General features: G+C 67.3%; 15 protein-coding genes. 11 read left to right on the top strand and 4 right to left on the bottom strand.

The features are described from left to right. Positions 1 to 26: 26 nt before the first annotated feature. From serB to Herbaro_RS14080, 11 genes are all read left to right on the top strand, one after another. Entirely contained in the window at positions 27 to 893 is an 867-nt protein-coding gene (gene serB / locus Herbaro_RS14130) for a phosphoserine phosphatase SerB (RefSeq protein ID WP_275010262.1), read from the top strand. 30 nt (positions 894 to 923) lie between these two features. Then, complete coding sequence (locus Herbaro_RS14125; protein WP_275010261.1) at positions 924 to 1,286, top strand: DUF4870 family protein; 363 nt, start codon at positions 924 to 926, stop codon at positions 1,284 to 1,286. A 236-nt stretch (positions 1,287 to 1,522) separates the two neighbouring features. Continuing rightward, complete coding sequence (locus tag Herbaro_RS14120; protein WP_275010260.1) at positions 1,523 to 3,148, top strand: methyl-accepting chemotaxis protein; 1,626 nt, start codon at positions 1,523 to 1,525, stop codon at positions 3,146 to 3,148. 34 nt (positions 3,149 to 3,182) lie between these two features. Further along, positions 3,183 to 3,668, top strand: a complete 486-nt coding sequence (locus Herbaro_RS14115; protein WP_275010259.1) for a chemotaxis protein CheW — start codon at positions 3,183 to 3,185, stop codon at positions 3,666 to 3,668. Beyond that, positions 3,665 to 4,927, top strand: a complete 1,263-nt coding sequence (locus Herbaro_RS14110; protein ID WP_275010258.1) for a CheR family methyltransferase — start codon at positions 3,665 to 3,667, stop codon at positions 4,925 to 4,927. Before Herbaro_RS14115 ends, Herbaro_RS14110 begins: the two co-directional genes overlap by 4 nt. Beyond that, positions 4,920 to 5,501, top strand: coding sequence for a chemotaxis protein CheW (locus Herbaro_RS14105; RefSeq protein ID WP_275010257.1), 582 nt, complete (start codon positions 4,920 to 4,922; stop codon positions 5,499 to 5,501). The genes Herbaro_RS14110 and Herbaro_RS14105 overlap by 8 nt, the downstream gene beginning before the upstream one ends. Further along, positions 5,498 to 7,798, top strand: a complete 2,301-nt coding sequence (locus tag Herbaro_RS14100; RefSeq protein ID WP_275010256.1) for a hybrid sensor histidine kinase/response regulator — start codon at positions 5,498 to 5,500, stop codon at positions 7,796 to 7,798. Before Herbaro_RS14105 ends, Herbaro_RS14100 begins: the two co-directional genes overlap by 4 nt. Continuing rightward, positions 7,795 to 8,826: a chemotaxis response regulator protein-glutamate methylesterase gene (gene cheB, locus Herbaro_RS14095; RefSeq protein ID WP_275010255.1), complete on the top strand. Its 1,032-nt coding sequence runs from the start codon at positions 7,795 to 7,797 to the stop codon at positions 8,824 to 8,826. The genes Herbaro_RS14100 and cheB overlap by 4 nt, the downstream gene beginning before the upstream one ends. Positions 8,827 to 8,837: 11 nt before the next feature. Continuing rightward, positions 8,838 to 9,863 (top strand): diguanylate cyclase, encoded by a 1,026-nt coding sequence (locus tag Herbaro_RS14090; RefSeq protein WP_275010254.1) that lies wholly within the window; start codon positions 8,838 to 8,840, stop codon positions 9,861 to 9,863. 27 nt (positions 9,864 to 9,890) lie between these two features. After that, a complete protein-coding gene (locus tag Herbaro_RS14085) occupies positions 9,891 to 10,346 on the top strand; it encodes a MaoC family dehydratase (protein ID WP_275010253.1) in 456 nt (151 codons plus the stop codon). A gap of 264 nt (positions 10,347 to 10,610) precedes the next feature. Beyond that, complete coding sequence (locus tag Herbaro_RS14080; RefSeq protein WP_275010252.1) at positions 10,611 to 12,455, top strand: sensor domain-containing diguanylate cyclase; 1,845 nt, start codon at positions 10,611 to 10,613, stop codon at positions 12,453 to 12,455. A 31-nt stretch (positions 12,456 to 12,486) separates the two neighbouring features. Here the strand turns inward: Herbaro_RS14080 and Herbaro_RS14075 are convergent, their stop codons facing one another. The 4 genes from Herbaro_RS14075 to Herbaro_RS14060 form a co-directional block, all read right to left on the bottom strand. Continuing rightward, positions 12,487 to 13,179, bottom strand: coding sequence for a glutathione binding-like protein (locus tag Herbaro_RS14075; RefSeq protein WP_275010251.1), 693 nt, complete (start codon positions 13,177 to 13,179; stop codon positions 12,487 to 12,489). Between the two features lie 119 nt (positions 13,180 to 13,298). Next, complete coding sequence (locus Herbaro_RS14070; RefSeq protein WP_275010250.1) at positions 13,299 to 14,000, bottom strand: enoyl-CoA hydratase-related protein; 702 nt, start codon at positions 13,998 to 14,000, stop codon at positions 13,299 to 13,301. A gap of 115 nt (positions 14,001 to 14,115) precedes the next feature. Further along, the gene (locus tag Herbaro_RS14065; RefSeq protein ID WP_275010249.1) at positions 14,116 to 15,273 is read right to left on the bottom strand and encodes a pyridoxal phosphate-dependent aminotransferase; all 1,158 of its coding nucleotides are present in this window, start codon (positions 15,271 to 15,273) and stop codon (positions 14,116 to 14,118) included. A gap of 76 nt (positions 15,274 to 15,349) precedes the next feature. After that, on the bottom strand, positions 15,350 to 15,889 hold the full coding sequence (locus Herbaro_RS14060; protein ID WP_275010248.1) for a PIN domain-containing protein: 540 nt from the start codon (positions 15,887 to 15,889) through the stop codon (positions 15,350 to 15,352). Between the last annotated feature and the right edge of the window lie 11 nt (positions 15,890 to 15,900).

Raw genomic sequence — 15,900 nt, 5'->3', positions numbered from 1 at the left:
TCCATACGCAGCAACGACAAGAGAACATGAACCTGATCCTGCAAGCCCTGAAAAGCACCGCCGTTTCCCAATCCCAGGTCGACGCCATCGCCGCGCTGGCCGGCGCCAGGGCCGAGAAGCTGGCCGATGCCCGCGTCCCCGATGCCGACGCCTGGCGCGTGACCGGCGCGGCCGGCGGCGATGAGGTCCGCACCGCGGTGGACGCAGCCTGCCTGGCCGCGCGCCTGGACTACGCCTTCATCGACCCGGTGCGCAAGCTGGCCGACTTCAGGCTGGTGGCGATGGACATGGATTCCACCCTGATCACCATCGAATGCATCGACGAGATCGCCGACATGCAGGGCCTGAAGCCGCAGGTGGCCGAGATCACCGAAGCCGCCATGCGCGGCGAGATCGAGTTCAACGAAAGCCTGACGCGTCGCGTGGCGCTGTTGAAGGGACTCGACGCGGCCGCGCTGCAGCGCGTCTACGACGAGCGCCTGCAACTGTCGCTCGGGGCGGAGAACATGCTGCGCGCGATCCAGGCCGCCGGCCTGAAGACGCTGCTGGTGTCGGGCGGTTTCACCTTCTTCACCGATCGCATGAAGACCCGGTTGGGACTGGACTACACCCATTCCAACACGCTCGAGGTGGCCGACGGCAAGCTGACCGGCCGCGTCGTGGGCGGCATCGTCAACGCCGACGAGAAGCGCCTGACGGTGGAGCGCGTGTGCCGGGAGGTCGGCGCCGAACCCGCGCAGGCCATCGTCATGGGCGACGGCGCCAACGACCTCAGGATGATGGGCATCTCCGGCCTCTCGGTGGCCTTCCGCGCCAAGCCGGTGGTGCGCGCCCAGGCCGACGTGGGCTTGAATTTCGTCGGGCTGGACGGCATCTTGAACCTGCTCGGCTGATTTTTTGACAGACCACGCACAGGAGACGCGATGAGCCAGGAACTGGTGTTCGACGACAAGACGCAATCGGCCAAGGAGCTGGCCCGCTGGCTCTACATCTTCCACGGCGTCTGCCTGGCGTTTTCGCTGGGCATGCTGTCCTGGCTGCCGCTGATCGTGAACTACATCAAGCGCGACGACGCCCGCGACACCTTCGTCCTGAGCCACCATCGCTGGCAGATACGCTCGTTCTGGTGGTATCTGTTCTGGATGTTCGCCGGCGGCCTTGTGTGGGTCACCGTGGTGGGCATCCCGCTGGCCATCCTGGTCTGGACGCTGGCCTGGATCTGGAAGGCCTATCGCCTGATCAAGGGCTTCCTCGACCTCAACGACAACAAGCCCATGCCGGGGTGATCCGGCGGGCGAGCATGAAAACGGCGTCCCGCAGGGCGCCGTTTTCATTTGCAGCTCAGGTGCATGTTGTCGAAATGAAAACGCCGGGGCCGGTGCGGAGGGCGATGGTCATATCGAAACCTTTCGATCATAATCTCAATGATTTGCTAATCGGATGACATCATCCGGTGGCGCCCGGAATGTGCGAGCCGGCCGTCGCCCCCGCACAAGCACACCAATACCAAGAAAGCCTGCGTATGAAGAACTGGACGATCAAGCAACGCATACTCGGAAGCTTTACGCTCATTCTCATCCTGATGGCGCTGATGGCCGGCATCTCGGCCTTCAACCTGTCCCACATCCAGAAGAGCGCCAACAGCCTGCGGCAGGATTCGACTCCAGGGCTCTACTACAGCACGATGATCAACGCGGCCTGGTACGAGAACCTGCTGATGGGCCAGCAGATCGCCCAGATCGACAAGACCGACGCCGAGCGCCAGGGCAGCATTGCGCTGCTGCGCCGTAACGGCGAGCGCCTCGACCGGCTGCAGGAAGACTACGACAAGACCGTCTTCACCGACGACGATCGCAAGGTCTTCACCGAATTCAAGGAGGCGCGCCAGAAGTATCGCGCCATGATGACCGAGGTGCTGAAGATGGATTTCAGCCAGCGCGACGCCATCGACAAGGTCATCAATGAACAAGTGCGCCCGCAATGGCGCCTGGCCTACCAACTGACCCAGCGCATGGTGGAGAAGAACAAGGCGATCGCCGACGACGCCGCCTCCAGCATTTCGGATGCGGTCACCTCGGCCCAGTTCGCCATGCTGGTGTCGCTGATGGCGGCGCTGTTGGCGGCGCTGGTGTGCGGCTTCTTCCTGATGCGCGCCATCAATGAACCGCTGCAAAAGCTGATGGCCATTCTCGACATCATGCGTTCGGGCGACTTCTCGCGTCGCCTGCAGCTCGACAGCGTCGACGAGTTCGGCCACCTTGCTTCCGGCTTCAACCGCATGACCGATGACCTGACTTCGCTGGTGGGCCAGGCGCAGAAATCCTCGGCCCAGGTGGCCACCTCGGTGACCGAGATCGCCGCCACTTCCAAGCAGCAGCAGGCCACCGCCGCCGAGACCGCGGCCACCACCACCGAGATCGGCGCCACTTCGCGCGAGATCTTCGCCACCTCGCGCGACCTGGTGCGCACCATGAGCGAGGTGTCGGTAGTCTCCGAGCAGACCTCGAACCTGGCCGGCAACGGCCAGGCCGGCCTGACGCGCATGGAAGACACCATGCAAAGCGTGATGGACGCGGCCGGCTCGGTCAGCGCCAAGCTGGCCATCCTCAACGAGAAGGCCGGCAACATCAACCAGGTGGTCACCACCATCACCAAGGTGGCCGACCAGACCAACCTGCTGTCGCTGAACGCCGCCATCGAAGCCGAGAAGGCCGGCGAGCACGGCCGCGGCTTCTCGGTGGTGGCCACCGAGATCCGCCGCCTGGCCGACCAGACCGCGGTGGCGACCTACGATATCGAAGTGATGGTCAAGGAAATCCAGTCGGCCGTCGCCGCCGGCGTGATGGGCATGGACAAGTTCTCCGACCAGGTGCGCCGCGGCATGCAGGAAGTGCAGAGCGCCGGCGGCCAGCTGTCGCAGATCATCGCCCAGGTGCAGGCGCTGGCGCCGCGCTTCCAGATGGTCAACGAGGGCATGCAGGCCCAGGCCAACAGCGCCGAGCAGATCAACCAGGCGCTGGTGCAGCTGTCCGAAGCCGCGCAGCAGACGGTGGAGTCCCTGCAGCAGTCCAGTCAGGCGATCGAGGAGTTGACGCTGGTGTCCAACGAGCTGCGCAACGGCGTGTCGCGCTTCAAGGTGGCGGGCTGAACGCGACCGTATCCGGGCCCACTCTCGTCCTGCCATGACACAGAAACTGTTCCTGCTGTTTAGCATCGGCCGCGACCGCTACGCCTTGCAGGCGTCGGACGTGGCCGTGGTGCTGTCGCTGGCGCAATGCAAGGCGCTGCCCGGCACGCCGCCCTGGGTGCGCGGGCTGTTCAGCTACGGCGCCGCGCATGTGCCGGTGATCGACCTGCCGATGCTGGCCCTGGGCCGGCCGGCCGCCATCCGCGTGAGCACGCGCCTGGTGCTGGCGCACTATGCGCCGGCCGGCCGCGCGCCCCAATTGCTGGGTCTCCTGCTGGAGCAGGCGACCGACACGCTGCGCTGCGATCCCGACGACTTCCTCGACTCCGGCATCTCCAACGAAGACGCGCGCTACCTGGGGCCGGTGATGCGCCATCAGGACAGCCTGCTGCAATGGGTCAAGGTGGACGAATTGCTGGACGAGCCGACCCGCGCGCTGCTGTATCCGGATGCCGCCCAGGCGCAGGAGGAGGGCGCATGAAAAACCTGGACGCCATCGCCGACACGCTCAAGGGCGCAATGGGCCTGGACATGGCCACCGTCGGCAGCAGCCTGATCGAGCGCGTGGTGCGCGAACGCATGGCGGCGCTGCAGATCGACGACGATCAGCTCTACCTGGCCGAACTGCTCAACTCCGGCGCCGAACTGCAGCGACTGATCGAGCTGGCGGTGGTGCCAGAGACCTGGTTCTTCCGCGACCGCGAAGCCATGCTGGCGGTGGCCCGCCTGGCGCGCGAGAAGCTGGCGTCGATGCCGGCCGGCCAGATCCGTATCCTGAGCCTGCCGTGCTCCACCGGCGAGGAGCCGTATTCGGTGGCCATGGCCTTGTTCGATGCCGGCGTGCCGGCCTCGATGTTCCGGATCGACGCCGTCGACATCCGCACGCGCTCGCTGGAAATCGCCGCCGAGGGCGTGTACGGCCGCAATTCCTTCCGCGGTCGCGAACTGGCTTTCCGCGACGCCTATTTCACCCGGCATGAGGGCGACTGGCGCATCGACGAGCGCGTCAAGGCGCAGGTGCGTTTCTCGCCCGGCAATATCCTGACGCCGGATTTCATGCGCAACAGCGAACCCTACGATTTCATCCTGTGCCGCAACGTGCTGATCTACTTCGAGCGCGAGGTGCAGCTGCAGGTGGTGGCGCTGCTGGAGCGCCTGATGAAGGACGACGCCTACATCTTCGTCGGCCCGGCCGAGGGCGGCATTATGCTCAGCCCGCGCCTGGCGTCGGCCGGCATTGCGCTGGCCTTCGGTTTCCGCAAGCGGCTGCCCGAGGAACGGCCGGCCGTCGCGCCGCCGCCCAGGCCCGTCGCGCCGCTGGCTGCGCCGGCGTTGCCGGTCGCGCGTCGCGCAGCCTCGGCTGCGGTTGCGGTTGCGACGCAGCGCATGCCGCCTGAAGCGCACGTGCCGCAACGGCTGCTCGATCGCGCCCGCCAACTGGCCAACCAGGGCGACTTCGCGCGCGCCGGCGAACTGTGCGAGCAGGCGCTGCGCGAGGAGGGGGCCAGCGCCGATGCCTTCTACCTGATGGGATTGATCGAGGACGCCGGCGGCGACGCCGCCGCCGCCCAGCGCTGCTACCGCAAGGCGATCTACCTGCAGCCCGCGCACCACGAGGCGCTGCTGCACCTGGCCGCGCTGCTGCAGGCGCAGGGCGACGCGACCGGCGCGCGCAGCATGCGCCAGCGCGCAGAACGCGCCGAAAAGTCATCCAGGCCGCAGGAGAGCGCACATGGCTGACATCAAACGCAGCGGATCCGATGCCGCGGGGTATGTGCTGGACCGCGTGTCCACTTCGGAAGCGCTGGCCCGCGAATGGGCCGATTCGCCATCGCTCGCGGCGCATGAGACGCAGGCCAGGGACTTCGGCTACAGCGAATCGGCGCTGGTGTTTCGCATCGGCGAGGAGTGGCTGGCGCTGGCCACCACGGTGGTCAACGAGGTGGCCGACGCGCGCGCCGTGCACAGCCTGCCGCACCAGCGCAACCAGGCCGTGCTCGGCGTGCTCAATATCCGCGGCGCGCTGCGCATCTGCGTGTCGCTGGCGCGCCTGTTCCAGGTCGGCGGCGCGAGCGCCAAGGCGACCGGCCAGCATCTGCTGGTGGCCATGCATGAGGGGCAGATCCTGGTGTTCCCGGTCGATGAAGTGGCCGGCGTGCATCGCTACGATGCGCAGGACGTCGGCGCGGCGCCGACCACGCTGGCGCATGCGGCCACCCAATATACGCAGGGCCTGCTGGACTGGCGCGGTCGGAAGATCGGGCTGCTGGACCACGGCCTGCTGTTCTATGCGCTCAATCGGAGCATGACATGAGTACGCCCGACCTGAGCCAGATGTCCATGCTGGACCTGTTCCGCTTCGAGGCGGAGAGCCAGATCCAGCTGCTCAACGCCAGCCTGCTGGAGCTGGAGAACAATCCGGCCCAGCCCGAGCACCTGGAGGCCTGCATGCGGGCCGGCCATTCGCTCAAGGGCGCGGCCCGCATCGTCGGGCTGGACAGCGCCGTGAAGATCGCGCACGTGCTGGAAGACTGCTTCGTGCTGGCCCAGCAAGGCAAGCTGGCGCTGCAAAAGAAACACATCGACGTGCTGCTGCGCGGCGCCGACCTGCTGGGGCGCATCGCCAGTCCGCCGGACGGCGACGAAGCCTGGGCCGAACATGCCGGCTCGGCCGAGGTTGCGGCTTTCATGGCCGCTCTGGCGGCGGTGATGAGCGGCGGCGAAGCGCCACCGTGGCCGGCAGCCGCAAGCGCGCCGCCGGCCACGGCGCCGGTATTGCCTGCCGCCGCGCCGGTGCTCCAGCCCGAACCTGAACCGGAACCGGCGCAGCCGTCGGCGCCGGCCGGCTTGCCGCAGGCCGCGTCGCGCGCCGTGCGGGTGAGCGCGGAAAGCCTGGACCGTTTGCTGAGCCTGTCCGGCGAGTCGCTGGTCGAATCGCGTCGGCTCAAGCCGTTCTCGGCCGGCATGCTGCGCATGAAGCGGGTGCAGCGCGAGGCCATGCAAGCGCTCGACCAGCTGCAGCAGAAGCTGTCGTCCGCCAGCGCCGACGAGCTGGCGTTGTCGGCGCTGTCCGAACTGCGCGCGCTGATGCAGCAGAACCAGCATCTGCTGGGCGACCAGTTGAACGAGCTGGAAGCATTCGACCGCCGTTCGGTCAATCTTTCGCAACGCTTGTACGACGAGGCGCTGGCCTGCCGCATGCGGCCGTTTTCCGACGGCACCGGCGGCTTTGCGCGCATGTTGCGCGACGTCGGCAACGCGCTGGGCAAGCCGGTGCGGCTGGAGATTTCCGGCAATGCCACCCAGATCGATCGCGACATCCTGGAAAAGCTGGATGCGCCGATCGGTCACCTGCTGCGCAATGCGGTCGACCACGGCATCGAGAGCCCGGCCGCGCGCGCCGCCGCCGGCAAGCCCGAGCAGGGCCTGGTGCGGCTGGAGGCGCGCCACAGCGCCGGCATGCTGCTCATCGAGGTGTCCGACGACGGCGGCGGCATCGACCTGGAGCGCTTGCGCCAGGCGGTGGTGGCGCGCAAGCTGTCCAATGAAGAAACGGCGGCGCGCCTGTCCGAGGCCGAGCTGCTGGAGTTCCTGCTGTTGCCCAGCTTCAGCCTGCGCGACACCGTGACCGAGATCTCCGGCCGCGGCGTCGGGCTGGACGTGGTGGCGGACATGTTGAAGCAGGTGCGCGGCACCATCCGCATCGTCACCAAGCCCGGCCGCGGCACGCGCTTCCTGATGCAGCTGCCGCTGACGCTGTCGGTGATCCGCAGCCTGCTGGTGGAGATCGGCGGCGAACCCTACGCCTTCCCGCTGGCCTACGTGAACCGCACGCTGCGCCTGCCCACCGAGGCCTTGCAGACGCTGGAGGGCTACCAGCACTTTACGCATGACGGTCGCCAGGTCGGCCTGGTCAGCGCGCACCAGATCCTGCAAAAGGGCGAATGGCGGGCGCGCGACGGCAGCGTGTGCGTGGTGGTGATCGGCGACCATGAACATACCTACGGACTGGCGGTGGACGCCTTCCTGGGCGAGCGCATGCTGGTGGTGCAGCCGCTCGACGCGCGCCTGGGCAAGGTGCCCGACGTGCTGGCCGGCGCGCTGATGGAAGACGGCGATCCCTTGCTGATCCTGGACGTGGCCGACATGGTGCGTTCGGTGGAAAAGCTGACCTCGTCCGGACGGCTGGAATCGGTGCACCAGGATGGCGCCGGCCAGAGCGCGATCGAGACGCGCAAGAAGGTGCTGGTGGTGGACGACTCGCTCACCGTGCGCGAGCTGGAGCGCAAGCTGCTGTCCAACCGCGGCTACCAGGTTACCGTGGCGGTGGACGGCATGGACGGCTGGAATGCCGTGCGCACCGAACGTTTCGACCTCGTCATCACCGACATCGACATGCCGCGCATGGACGGCATCGAGCTGGTCACGCTGATCCGCGGCGCGCCCAGCCTGCAGTCGCTGCCGGTGATGATCGTGTCCTACAAGGACCGTGAAGAGGATAGGCAGCGCGGGCTGGAAGCCGGCGCCGACCACTATTTCACCAAGAGCAGTTTCCACGACGAGAGCCTGTTGCAGGCCGTCGCGGACTTGATTGGAGACGCTTCATCGTGAGGATAGGCATCGTCAACGACACGCCGATGATGGTGGAAGTGCTGCGCCGGGTGATCGCCGAGACCGGGCGGCATGAACTGATCTGGATCGCTCGCGACGGTGAGGAAGCGGTGCAGATGTGCGCCTGGCAATTGCCCGACGTGGTGCTGATGGACCTGCTCATGCCCCGGGTGGATGGGGTGGAGGCCACGCGCCGCATCATGCAGGCCACGCCGTGCCCGATCCTGATCGTGACCTCCGACATGGGCACCAGCGCCGGCAAGATCTACGAGGCGCTGGGCCACGGCGCGCTCGACGCCACCCAGACGCCGGCCCTGATCGGCGCGGCCGGCAAGCGCGACGCAGCGGCGCTGATCGAAAAGATCGATAATCTCGGCTTGCTGCCGCCCGAAGCGGTGGCGCCGCCGGCGCGACCGGCCAGGCCACCCCTGTCGTCATCGCCGCTGCGCGCCGGCGGTGATGTGCCGCTGGTGGCGGTGGGCGCATCGGCCGGCGGTCCCGCGGCCCTGGCGGTGATCCTGAAGGCGCTCCCGCGCGACTTCGGCGGCGCGGTGGTGATCGTGCAGCACATCGACGAGGCGTTCGCGCCCGGCATGGCCGAATGGCTGCAACAGCAATGCCTGCTTAAGGTGCGCCTGGCCGAAGAGGGCGACCAGCCGCAGCGCGGCGAGGTGCTGCTGGCCGGCAGCAACAAGCACCTGGTGTTCAAGGGCGGCGACACGCTGGGCTACGCCAGCGGTTCGCCGGGCGATGTCTACCGGCCGTCGGTGGACATGTTTTTCCATAGCGTCGCCAAGCATTGGTCGGGCCGGGCCATCGGCGTGCTGCTGACCGGCATGGGGCGCGACGGCGCTGCAGGATTGAAGGCGCTGCGCGACGATGGCTGCCACACCATCGCCCAGGACCAGAAGAGTTGCGCGGTCTACGGCATGCCCAAGGCGGCGGTGGCGCTCAATGCCGTGGTCGAGACGCTCCCCGTGACGGGCATCGCGGCGCGGCTGCAGGGAATTTTGACTGGAATAATCTGAAGGATAAGAACATGAGCTCGGTCCACACCGACATCCAGACCGGCGGCCCTGTGCTGGCGGCAGACGAATACAAGATCATGGTGCTGCTGGTCGACGATCAGCCCATGGTGGGCGAAGCCATCCGGCGCGCCTTGCTGAGCGAGCCCAACATCGACTTCCACTTCTGCACCCGCGCCGAAGAGGCGCTGACGGTGGCGGAGAAGACCCGGCCCACCGTCATCCTGCAAGACCTGGTGATGCCCGGCGTGGATGGCATGACGCTGGTGCGCCAGTACCGCTCCACGCCGGCGCTGGCCGATGTGCCCATCATCGTGCTGTCCTCCAAGGAAGACGCCACCGTCAAGCGCGACGCCTTCGCCGGCGGCGTCAACGACTACATGGTCAAGCTGCCCGACGTGATCGAGCTGGTCGCCCGCATCCGCCACCATTCGCGCTCCTACATCAACCTGTTGCAGCGCGATGCCGCCTACCGCGCGCTGCGCGAGAGCCAGCAGCAGCTGCAGCAGTCCAACTTCGAACTGCAGCGCCTGACCAACACCGACGGCCTGACGGGCATCGCCAACCGCCGCTACTTCGACGACTACCTGGCCGCCGAGTGGAAGCGCGCGCGGCGCGAGAAGCTGGAGCTGTCGCTGCTGCTGATCGACGTCGACTACTTCAAGCTCTACAACGACAACTACGGCCACGTCGCCGGCGACGCCGTGCTCAAGCAGGTGGCGCAGGCGCTGGAGGGCAGCATCATGCGCCCGGCCGACCTCTCCGCGCGCTTCGGCGGCGAGGAGTTCGCCATGATCCTGCCGCGCACCGCGCTGGACGGCGCGCATGCCCTGGGCGAACGGATCTGCAAGCTGGTCGAGTCGCAACATGTGCCGCACGAGCGTTCGCCCGCCAGCCAGTGGCTGACGGTCAGCATCGGTGCGGCCTGCGTCGTGCCGGGCGAGGAGCAGGGCACGAGCGAACTCATCGAGATGGCCGATCGCCGGCTCTACATGGCCAAGCAGCAAGGCCGCAACCGCGTGGTCTGGCAGGACGCCTGAGGCCGAACGCAACGCAAGGAAAACAGGATGCGCGACATCGCTTCGCTGGAAGAACTGAAATCGCTGGCGGGCCAGGAAGTGGCGGTCGGCGAGTGGATCGAGATCACGCAGGACCAGGTGAACCGCTTCGCCGACGCCACCGGCGACCACCAGTGGATACACGTGGACGTCGAACGGGCGGCGCGCGAGTTGCCCGTGGGCGGCACGGTGGCGCATGGCTTCCTGACGCTGGCGCTGTTGCCCCGGATCCTGGGCGGCGCCATCAGCCTGGGCGCCGACGTGAAGATGCTGCTGAACTACGGCCTGGACCGCGTGCGCTTCCCGGCGCCGTTGCCGGTGGGGCGGCGGGTGCGCGGCATCATCGTGCTGGCCTCGGTGGACGACATTCCCGGCGGCGCGCAGTTGGTCTGGGAAATCACGGTCGAGTGCGAAGGGCTGGAGAAGCCGGTTTGCGTGGCGCAATTCCTGGTGCGGCGCTATTGAGCTGACGACCCTGTTACATCCTCTCCGATCATCACGTCATTTGTTGTCATACAACATCGCCCTTGTCGATCCGGCATGATTTCCCTTCAGGGCATGCGGCGATGATGCTAAGGTGATCGCATCCGGCGCTGCACCAAGGCAGTGCCGGCGCGTAGCGCACAGCGCACGCGGGGACGCCCGTTAGCGAGGCCATGGGGATGGCGCCGCAGCGGGCGCTGGCGCGGCCGGCCGCAGTCGCCGCCGCGGATCTGCCGATGACCGCTCATGACGTTCGACCACCAAGCACGCCAAGCCGATGCCGACTTCCACCGGAAGGCGCTCGCATTCAACAATACGACCCTGTCCTACATCGCCCGCGGAGCGCCGCTCGACCATCTGCTCGACCGCATCGCCGGCGGATTTTCACAAGCCTATCCGGCGCGCTCGCTCGCCATCTTCCTGTTCGACCCGGCTGCCCGCCGCATGCGCGTGGGTTCGGCGCCGTGCATGGCGCCGCCGCATGTGCAGCAGATCGAAACGCTGGAAGTCGAGCGGCCCGACACGCCGCAGTTCTGGGCGTTGTTCCAGCAGGTGGCGGCCGCGCACGGCGCGGAAGTGGCGGAGATGCTGCCGCTGCGCTCGTTTGCCGGCGAGGTGGCCGGGATCCTGGTGGTATGCGGCGCGGACGCCGCCGCGCCGGCCGATAAGACGCTTCATGTCGATTATGCCGATCTCGGCTACCGCCAGGCGGTCGGCGCCGCGGTGTCGATGGCGATGCTGTCGATTGAACGTTCGCAGGCGCCCAGCCATGTGCGCCCGCCCATCGAAAGCTGCGGTCCGTCGGACGAGCGCATGGCGCTGGCCATCGAAGGCAGCGGCACCGGCATCTGGGACCGCAACGCGGTGACCGGCGAGATCTATTATTCGCGCGGTTGGAAGGCGATTCTCGGCTACGAGGACTGGGAGCTGTCGAACCACATCGAGGATGCCTACAAGCGCGTGCATCCCGAGGACCTGCCCTATGTGCAGGAGAGCATGCGCCGGCATTTCCAGGCCAAGTCCGACACCTACGTCGTCGAGCACCGCATCCTGTGCCGCGACGGCGGCTACAAATGGGTCAGCAGCCGCGGCAAGGTAGTGGCGCGCGACGCCGAGGGCAATGCGCTGCGTATGATCGGCACCACCACCGACATCACCGAGGTCAAGCTGCTGACCGACAAGCTGCGCAAGAGCAGCCAGCTGCTGGCCGACCTCACCAGCGAGATTCCCGGCATGGCCTTCCAGTACCGGGTGCCGCCGGGCGAGGAGGGCTATTTCACTTATGTCAGCGAAGGCGCGCGCGAGACCTACGGCCTGTCGCCCGAGCAACTGCTGGCCGACGCCGCGCTGATCGACACCATCATGCATCCGGACGACCTGCCGCTGTACCTGGCCTCGCGCCAGTCCATCGTCGACGGCGCCGCGCACTGGCGCCTGGAATACCGGGTGACGCCGCCGGGCCTGGCCATGCGCTGGCTGCGCGGTCACGCGCGCCCGCGCCGGCTGGGCGACGGCACGGTGCTGTGGCACGGCTTCGTCAGCGACGTCAGCGAGAGCAAGGCGATCGAACTTGAGCTGCAGGAGTTTGCGCTCACCGACTTCCTCACCCACCTGCCCAACCGCCGCTACTTCATGAAGCGGATGGAGGAGGAGCACGGACGCCTGCAGCGCAACGCCAACGGCCGCGCGGCGGTGCTGATGTGCGACCTCGACCACTTCAAGAGCGTCAACGACACCTACGGGCACGCCATCGGCGACCTGGTGCTGAAGAATTTCGCCGACGTGCTCAAGGCCCAGCTGCGCAAGAGCGATACCGTCGGCCGCTTCGGCGGCGAGGAGTTCGCCGTGATCCTGGCCGATGCCGACGCCGAGGTGGCGGTCGGCTTCGTCCAGCGGCTGCAGCGCAGCTTCGCCGCGCAACCGCTGGCGCTGGACGGCCGCTTGATCGCGGTGACGCTGTCGGTCGGCATCGCCATCATGCACGCCGGTTCGCCGAGCCAGGAGACGGTGCTGCGCGAGAGCGACGATGCGCTCTACCGGGCTAAGGAAAACGGGCGCGACCGTTGCGTGGTGGCGCCCGTCTCGTACTGATGCCGGCCGGCATCGGCCGTCCTGTTTTTGATCAGCGTTTCTGGTACTGGCCGCTGCCGAACAAGAGGTCCTTAGCCTTCTCGTCGGTGAGCGGCTTGCGCTTGTCGGCCAGCACCGCCACGCCGCGCTGCACCGCCGGGCGCGCGCTGATGGCGTCGAACCAGCGCTGCACGTTGGGATAGTCGGCCAGGTCGATGCCCTGGTTCTTGTGCGAGCGCGTCCATGGGAAGCTGGCGATGTCGGCGATGGTGTATTCCTCGCCGGCCAGGTAGGCGTGCTGGGCCAGCTGCTTGTCCATCACCTGGTAGAGGCGCTTGGCCTCGTTGCTGTAGCGGTTGACCGCGTACTCGATCTGCTGCGGCGCGTAGATGCGGAAATGGTGGGCCTGGCCCAGCATCGGTCCCAGGCCGCCCATCTGGAACATCACCCATTGCAGCACTTCATACTTTTCGCGGTCGGTGTTGCCGAGCAGGCGGCCGGTCTTGCCCGCCAGGTAGATCAGGATGGCGCCGGACTCGAACAGCGAGATCGGTTCGCCGTCCGGACCATCCGGATCGACGATGGCGGGGATCTTGTTGTTCGGGGAGATCTTCAGGAACTGCGGCGTGAACTGGTCGCCGGCGCCGATATCGATGGCGTGGGCGGCATAGGGCAGGCCGCATTCTTCCAGCATGATGTGAACCTTGTGGCCATTGGGCGTGGCCCAGCTGTAGACGTCGATCATGGTTGTCCTTGAGTGGGAATTGGTCGGGCAGAGGCGCCGTATCTTTCGCCGGCTAGTGTAGCGGAAGGGCGCGGCGGCTGCAGGCGCGCGCCCGGCTGCGGCGCGCGGTGGATGGCGCTTCAGCCGCGCTGCCCGGCCAGCCGGCGCTTCTCGCCGTTGAAGTGTTCGCCCAGCGACACGCTGCGCGCCTCATGCAGCATCTCCTTCAACCGCTCGACCGCCGGCGCCGGGACTTGCGCCGTCATGCGCTCGGCCCAATCCATTGCTTCTTCCAGCGCCCGGCCGTCGGCGGCCAGCCGATTGACGGCGCCGGCCGCGTGCAGGCGCGGCGCGCCCAGCGGCGTGGCGTCGAAATGCAGTTCAGCCAGCAGCGCGGGCGGCAACGCTTGCGCCAGCAGCCAGCCGGCGCCGCCGTTGGCCCATATGCCGCGCTGCGCGGCCGAGATGCCGAACTGCGCCTGGCGCGTCGCCACCAACAGGTCGCAGGCCAGGGCCAGCGCCAGGCCGGCGTCGGTCGCCGCGCCGTCGACCGCGGCGATCACCGGCTTGGGGAAATTGCGCAGCATGTCGATCAGGCTGTGCAGGCTCTCCAGCGCCGCCAGCCGCTGCGCGGCATCCTTGGGCCAGTCCAGGCCGAGGCTGAACTGGCCATCGGCGCCGCACAGCACCACCGCGCGCACCGATTCGTCACGCTCCACCGTCGACAGCGTCTCGATGGCCGCCACCAGCATGGCGGCATCGAGCGCATTGCCGCGGCCGGGGTTGGAGAGGGTGATGGCCAGGGTGGCGTCGTGGCGTGCTGCCTTCAGTTCTGCGGTCATGGTCTGCGGTTCTTGTTGGGTGGCGCCCCGGATCGGTCGGGCGGGGTGATGATAGCAAAGCGCAATGGAAAAAGGCGTCCGAAGACGCCTTTGCCGGGTGTGCCGATGGCCGCGCTCAGAGCTTGGCCAGGCGGTCCAGCGCCAGGCGCAGCGTCTCGTCCTTCTTGGCGAAGCAGAAGCGCACGATGCCCGACTCCCGCGGCGTGTTGTAGAAGGCCGAGACCGGGATCGCGGCCACGCCGATCTCGGTGGTCAGCCACTTGCAGAACTCGGCCTCGGAGAGCGCCGAGATGGCGCCGTATTTCACGCACTGGAAGTAGGTGCCCTCGGAGGGCAGCAACTCGAAGCGGGTGGCGGCCAGGCCGTCGCGGAACAGGTCGCGCTTCTTCTGGTAGAAGGCCGGCAGCTCGAGATAGGGCGACGGATCCTTCATGTAGGCGGCCAGGCCGTATTGCACCGGGGTGTTGACGGTGAAGACGTTGAACTGGTGCACCTTGCGGAATTCGGCGGTCATCGCGGCGGGCGCGGCGACGAAGCCGACCTTCCAGCCGGTGACGTGGTAGGTCTTGCCGAAGCTGGAGTTGATGAAGGTGCGCGCGGCCAGTTCGGGATGGCGCGCCAGCGACTCGTGCGGGGCGCCGTCGTAGACCATGTGTTCGTAGACTTCGTCGGACAGGATCAGGATGTCGGTGCCGCGCACGATGTCGGCCAGCGCCGCCACGTCGGCCGCCTTCATCACGCTGCCGGTGGGGTTGTGCGGGGTGTTGACCATGATCATGCGGGTCTTGGGCGTGACGGCCGCCTTCACCTTGTCCCAGGGAATGCTGTAGCCGCGCTCGTCCACATCCATCTGCACGAACACCGGGATGCCGCCGGCCAGCTCGATGGCCGGCACATAGCAGTCGTACACCGGTTCGATGACGATCACTTCCTCGCCGGCATGCACCGCGCACAGCACCGAGGTCAGGATGCCCTGGGTGGCGCCGGCGGTGACGGTGATTTCGCTGGCGGCATCGTAGCGGTGGCCGTAGAGCTTCTCGACCTTGTCGGCGATGGCCTCGCGCAGGACCTGCACGCCGGCCATCGGCGGATATTGGTTCAGGCCGTCCTGCATGGCGTTGGTGACGGCTTGCACCAGCGACGGGTCGCAGTTGAAATCGGGGAAGCCCTGGCCAAGGTTGACCGCGCCCTTTTCGCTGGCGAGCGCGGACATGACGGTGAAGATGGTGGTGCCGACCTTGGGCAGTTTGGTGACGATGTTGGAAGCGCTCATTGCTGCGGCCTGATCCTGATGTTTTCGCAAGGCCGATATTTTAGCCGGATTCTGCGCCGGCTATTTTTGCGCTGCGTCAGGCCAGCTCGTCGCGACTGAGAAACGCATCGGCGCGCCAGTGCTGCGGCTGGACGATGGCGAACATGCGCGCGCGCCGCGTGCGCTTGCCCAGCTTGAGCACGGCCTTGTCCTTGCTGACCAGCACATGGGCGCGGCATTGCAGGGCCAGCTCCAGGAATTTCTGGTCGTCGCGGTCGGTGCACAGCGGCAGGCCGAAGCTGTTGACCTCGGCCACCGGCAGGCAGCGCAGCAGGCGATCGAATTCGGCGCGCACGGCCGGCTTGTCGCCGTCGGTCAGCGGCAGGTGGGGATAGTCCAGCACCACCAGCCATTCATTGCGGCAATCCTCGCGCGTGTAGGCGTCGACGCTGCCGTCTTCCAGCGCCTGCAGCAGCGCCGCCCAGCGCGGATCGCGGAACACGAAGAGATCGAGGCACACGTTGGTGTCGAGCACCAGCCGCTGGCGTTCGCCGGCGACGGGCGCGGACTGGAGCAGGGGCTGGGCGGAGGGGGCGGCGGCAGAAGCGGCGGAAGCGGATGTTGCTGGAATGCTCATTGAATCAGGGA

The organism is Herbaspirillum sp. WKF16 (assembly GCF_028993615.1).
GTDB lineage: Bacteria > Pseudomonadota > Gammaproteobacteria > Burkholderiales > Burkholderiaceae_D > Herbaspirillum.
Note: the sequence above shows the minus strand (reverse complement) of the source record. Positions and strands in the feature narration are given on the sequence as shown.

Bases quoted from the DNA above. Each gene is read 5' to 3' on its own strand.
- Herbaro_RS14070 (WP_275010250.1), bottom strand. From the start codon at position 14,000: ATGACCGCAGAACTGAAGGCAGCACGCCACGACGCCACCCTGGCCATC.
- Herbaro_RS14090 (WP_275010254.1), top strand. From the start codon at position 8,838: ATGAGCTCGGTCCACACCGACATCCAGACCGGCGGCCCTGTGCTGGCG.
- Herbaro_RS14115 (WP_275010259.1), top strand. From the start codon at position 3,183: ATGACACAGAAACTGTTCCTGCTGTTTAGCATCGGCCGCGACCGCTAC.
- Herbaro_RS14100 (WP_275010256.1), top strand. From the start codon at position 5,498: ATGAGTACGCCCGACCTGAGCCAGATGTCCATGCTGGACCTGTTCCGC.
- serB (WP_275010262.1), top strand. From the start codon at position 27: ATGAACCTGATCCTGCAAGCCCTGAAAAGCACCGCCGTTTCCCAATCC.
- Herbaro_RS14125 (WP_275010261.1), top strand. From the start codon at position 924: ATGAGCCAGGAACTGGTGTTCGACGACAAGACGCAATCGGCCAAGGAG.
- Herbaro_RS14060 (WP_275010248.1), bottom strand. From the start codon at position 15,889: ATGAGCATTCCAGCAACATCCGCTTCCGCCGCTTCTGCCGCCGCCCCC.
- Herbaro_RS14085 (WP_275010253.1), top strand. From the start codon at position 9,891: ATGCGCGACATCGCTTCGCTGGAAGAACTGAAATCGCTGGCGGGCCAG.
- Herbaro_RS14120 (WP_275010260.1), top strand. From the start codon at position 1,523: ATGAAGAACTGGACGATCAAGCAACGCATACTCGGAAGCTTTACGCTC.
- Herbaro_RS14065 (WP_275010249.1), bottom strand. From the start codon at position 15,273: ATGAGCGCTTCCAACATCGTCACCAAACTGCCCAAGGTCGGCACCACC.
- Herbaro_RS14080 (WP_275010252.1), top strand. From the start codon at position 10,611: ATGACGTTCGACCACCAAGCACGCCAAGCCGATGCCGACTTCCACCGG.
- Herbaro_RS14110 (WP_275010258.1), top strand. From the start codon at position 3,665: ATGAAAAACCTGGACGCCATCGCCGACACGCTCAAGGGCGCAATGGGC.
- Herbaro_RS14075 (WP_275010251.1), bottom strand. From the start codon at position 13,179: ATGATCGACGTCTACAGCTGGGCCACGCCCAATGGCCACAAGGTTCAC.
- Herbaro_RS14105 (WP_275010257.1), top strand. From the start codon at position 4,920: ATGGCTGACATCAAACGCAGCGGATCCGATGCCGCGGGGTATGTGCTG.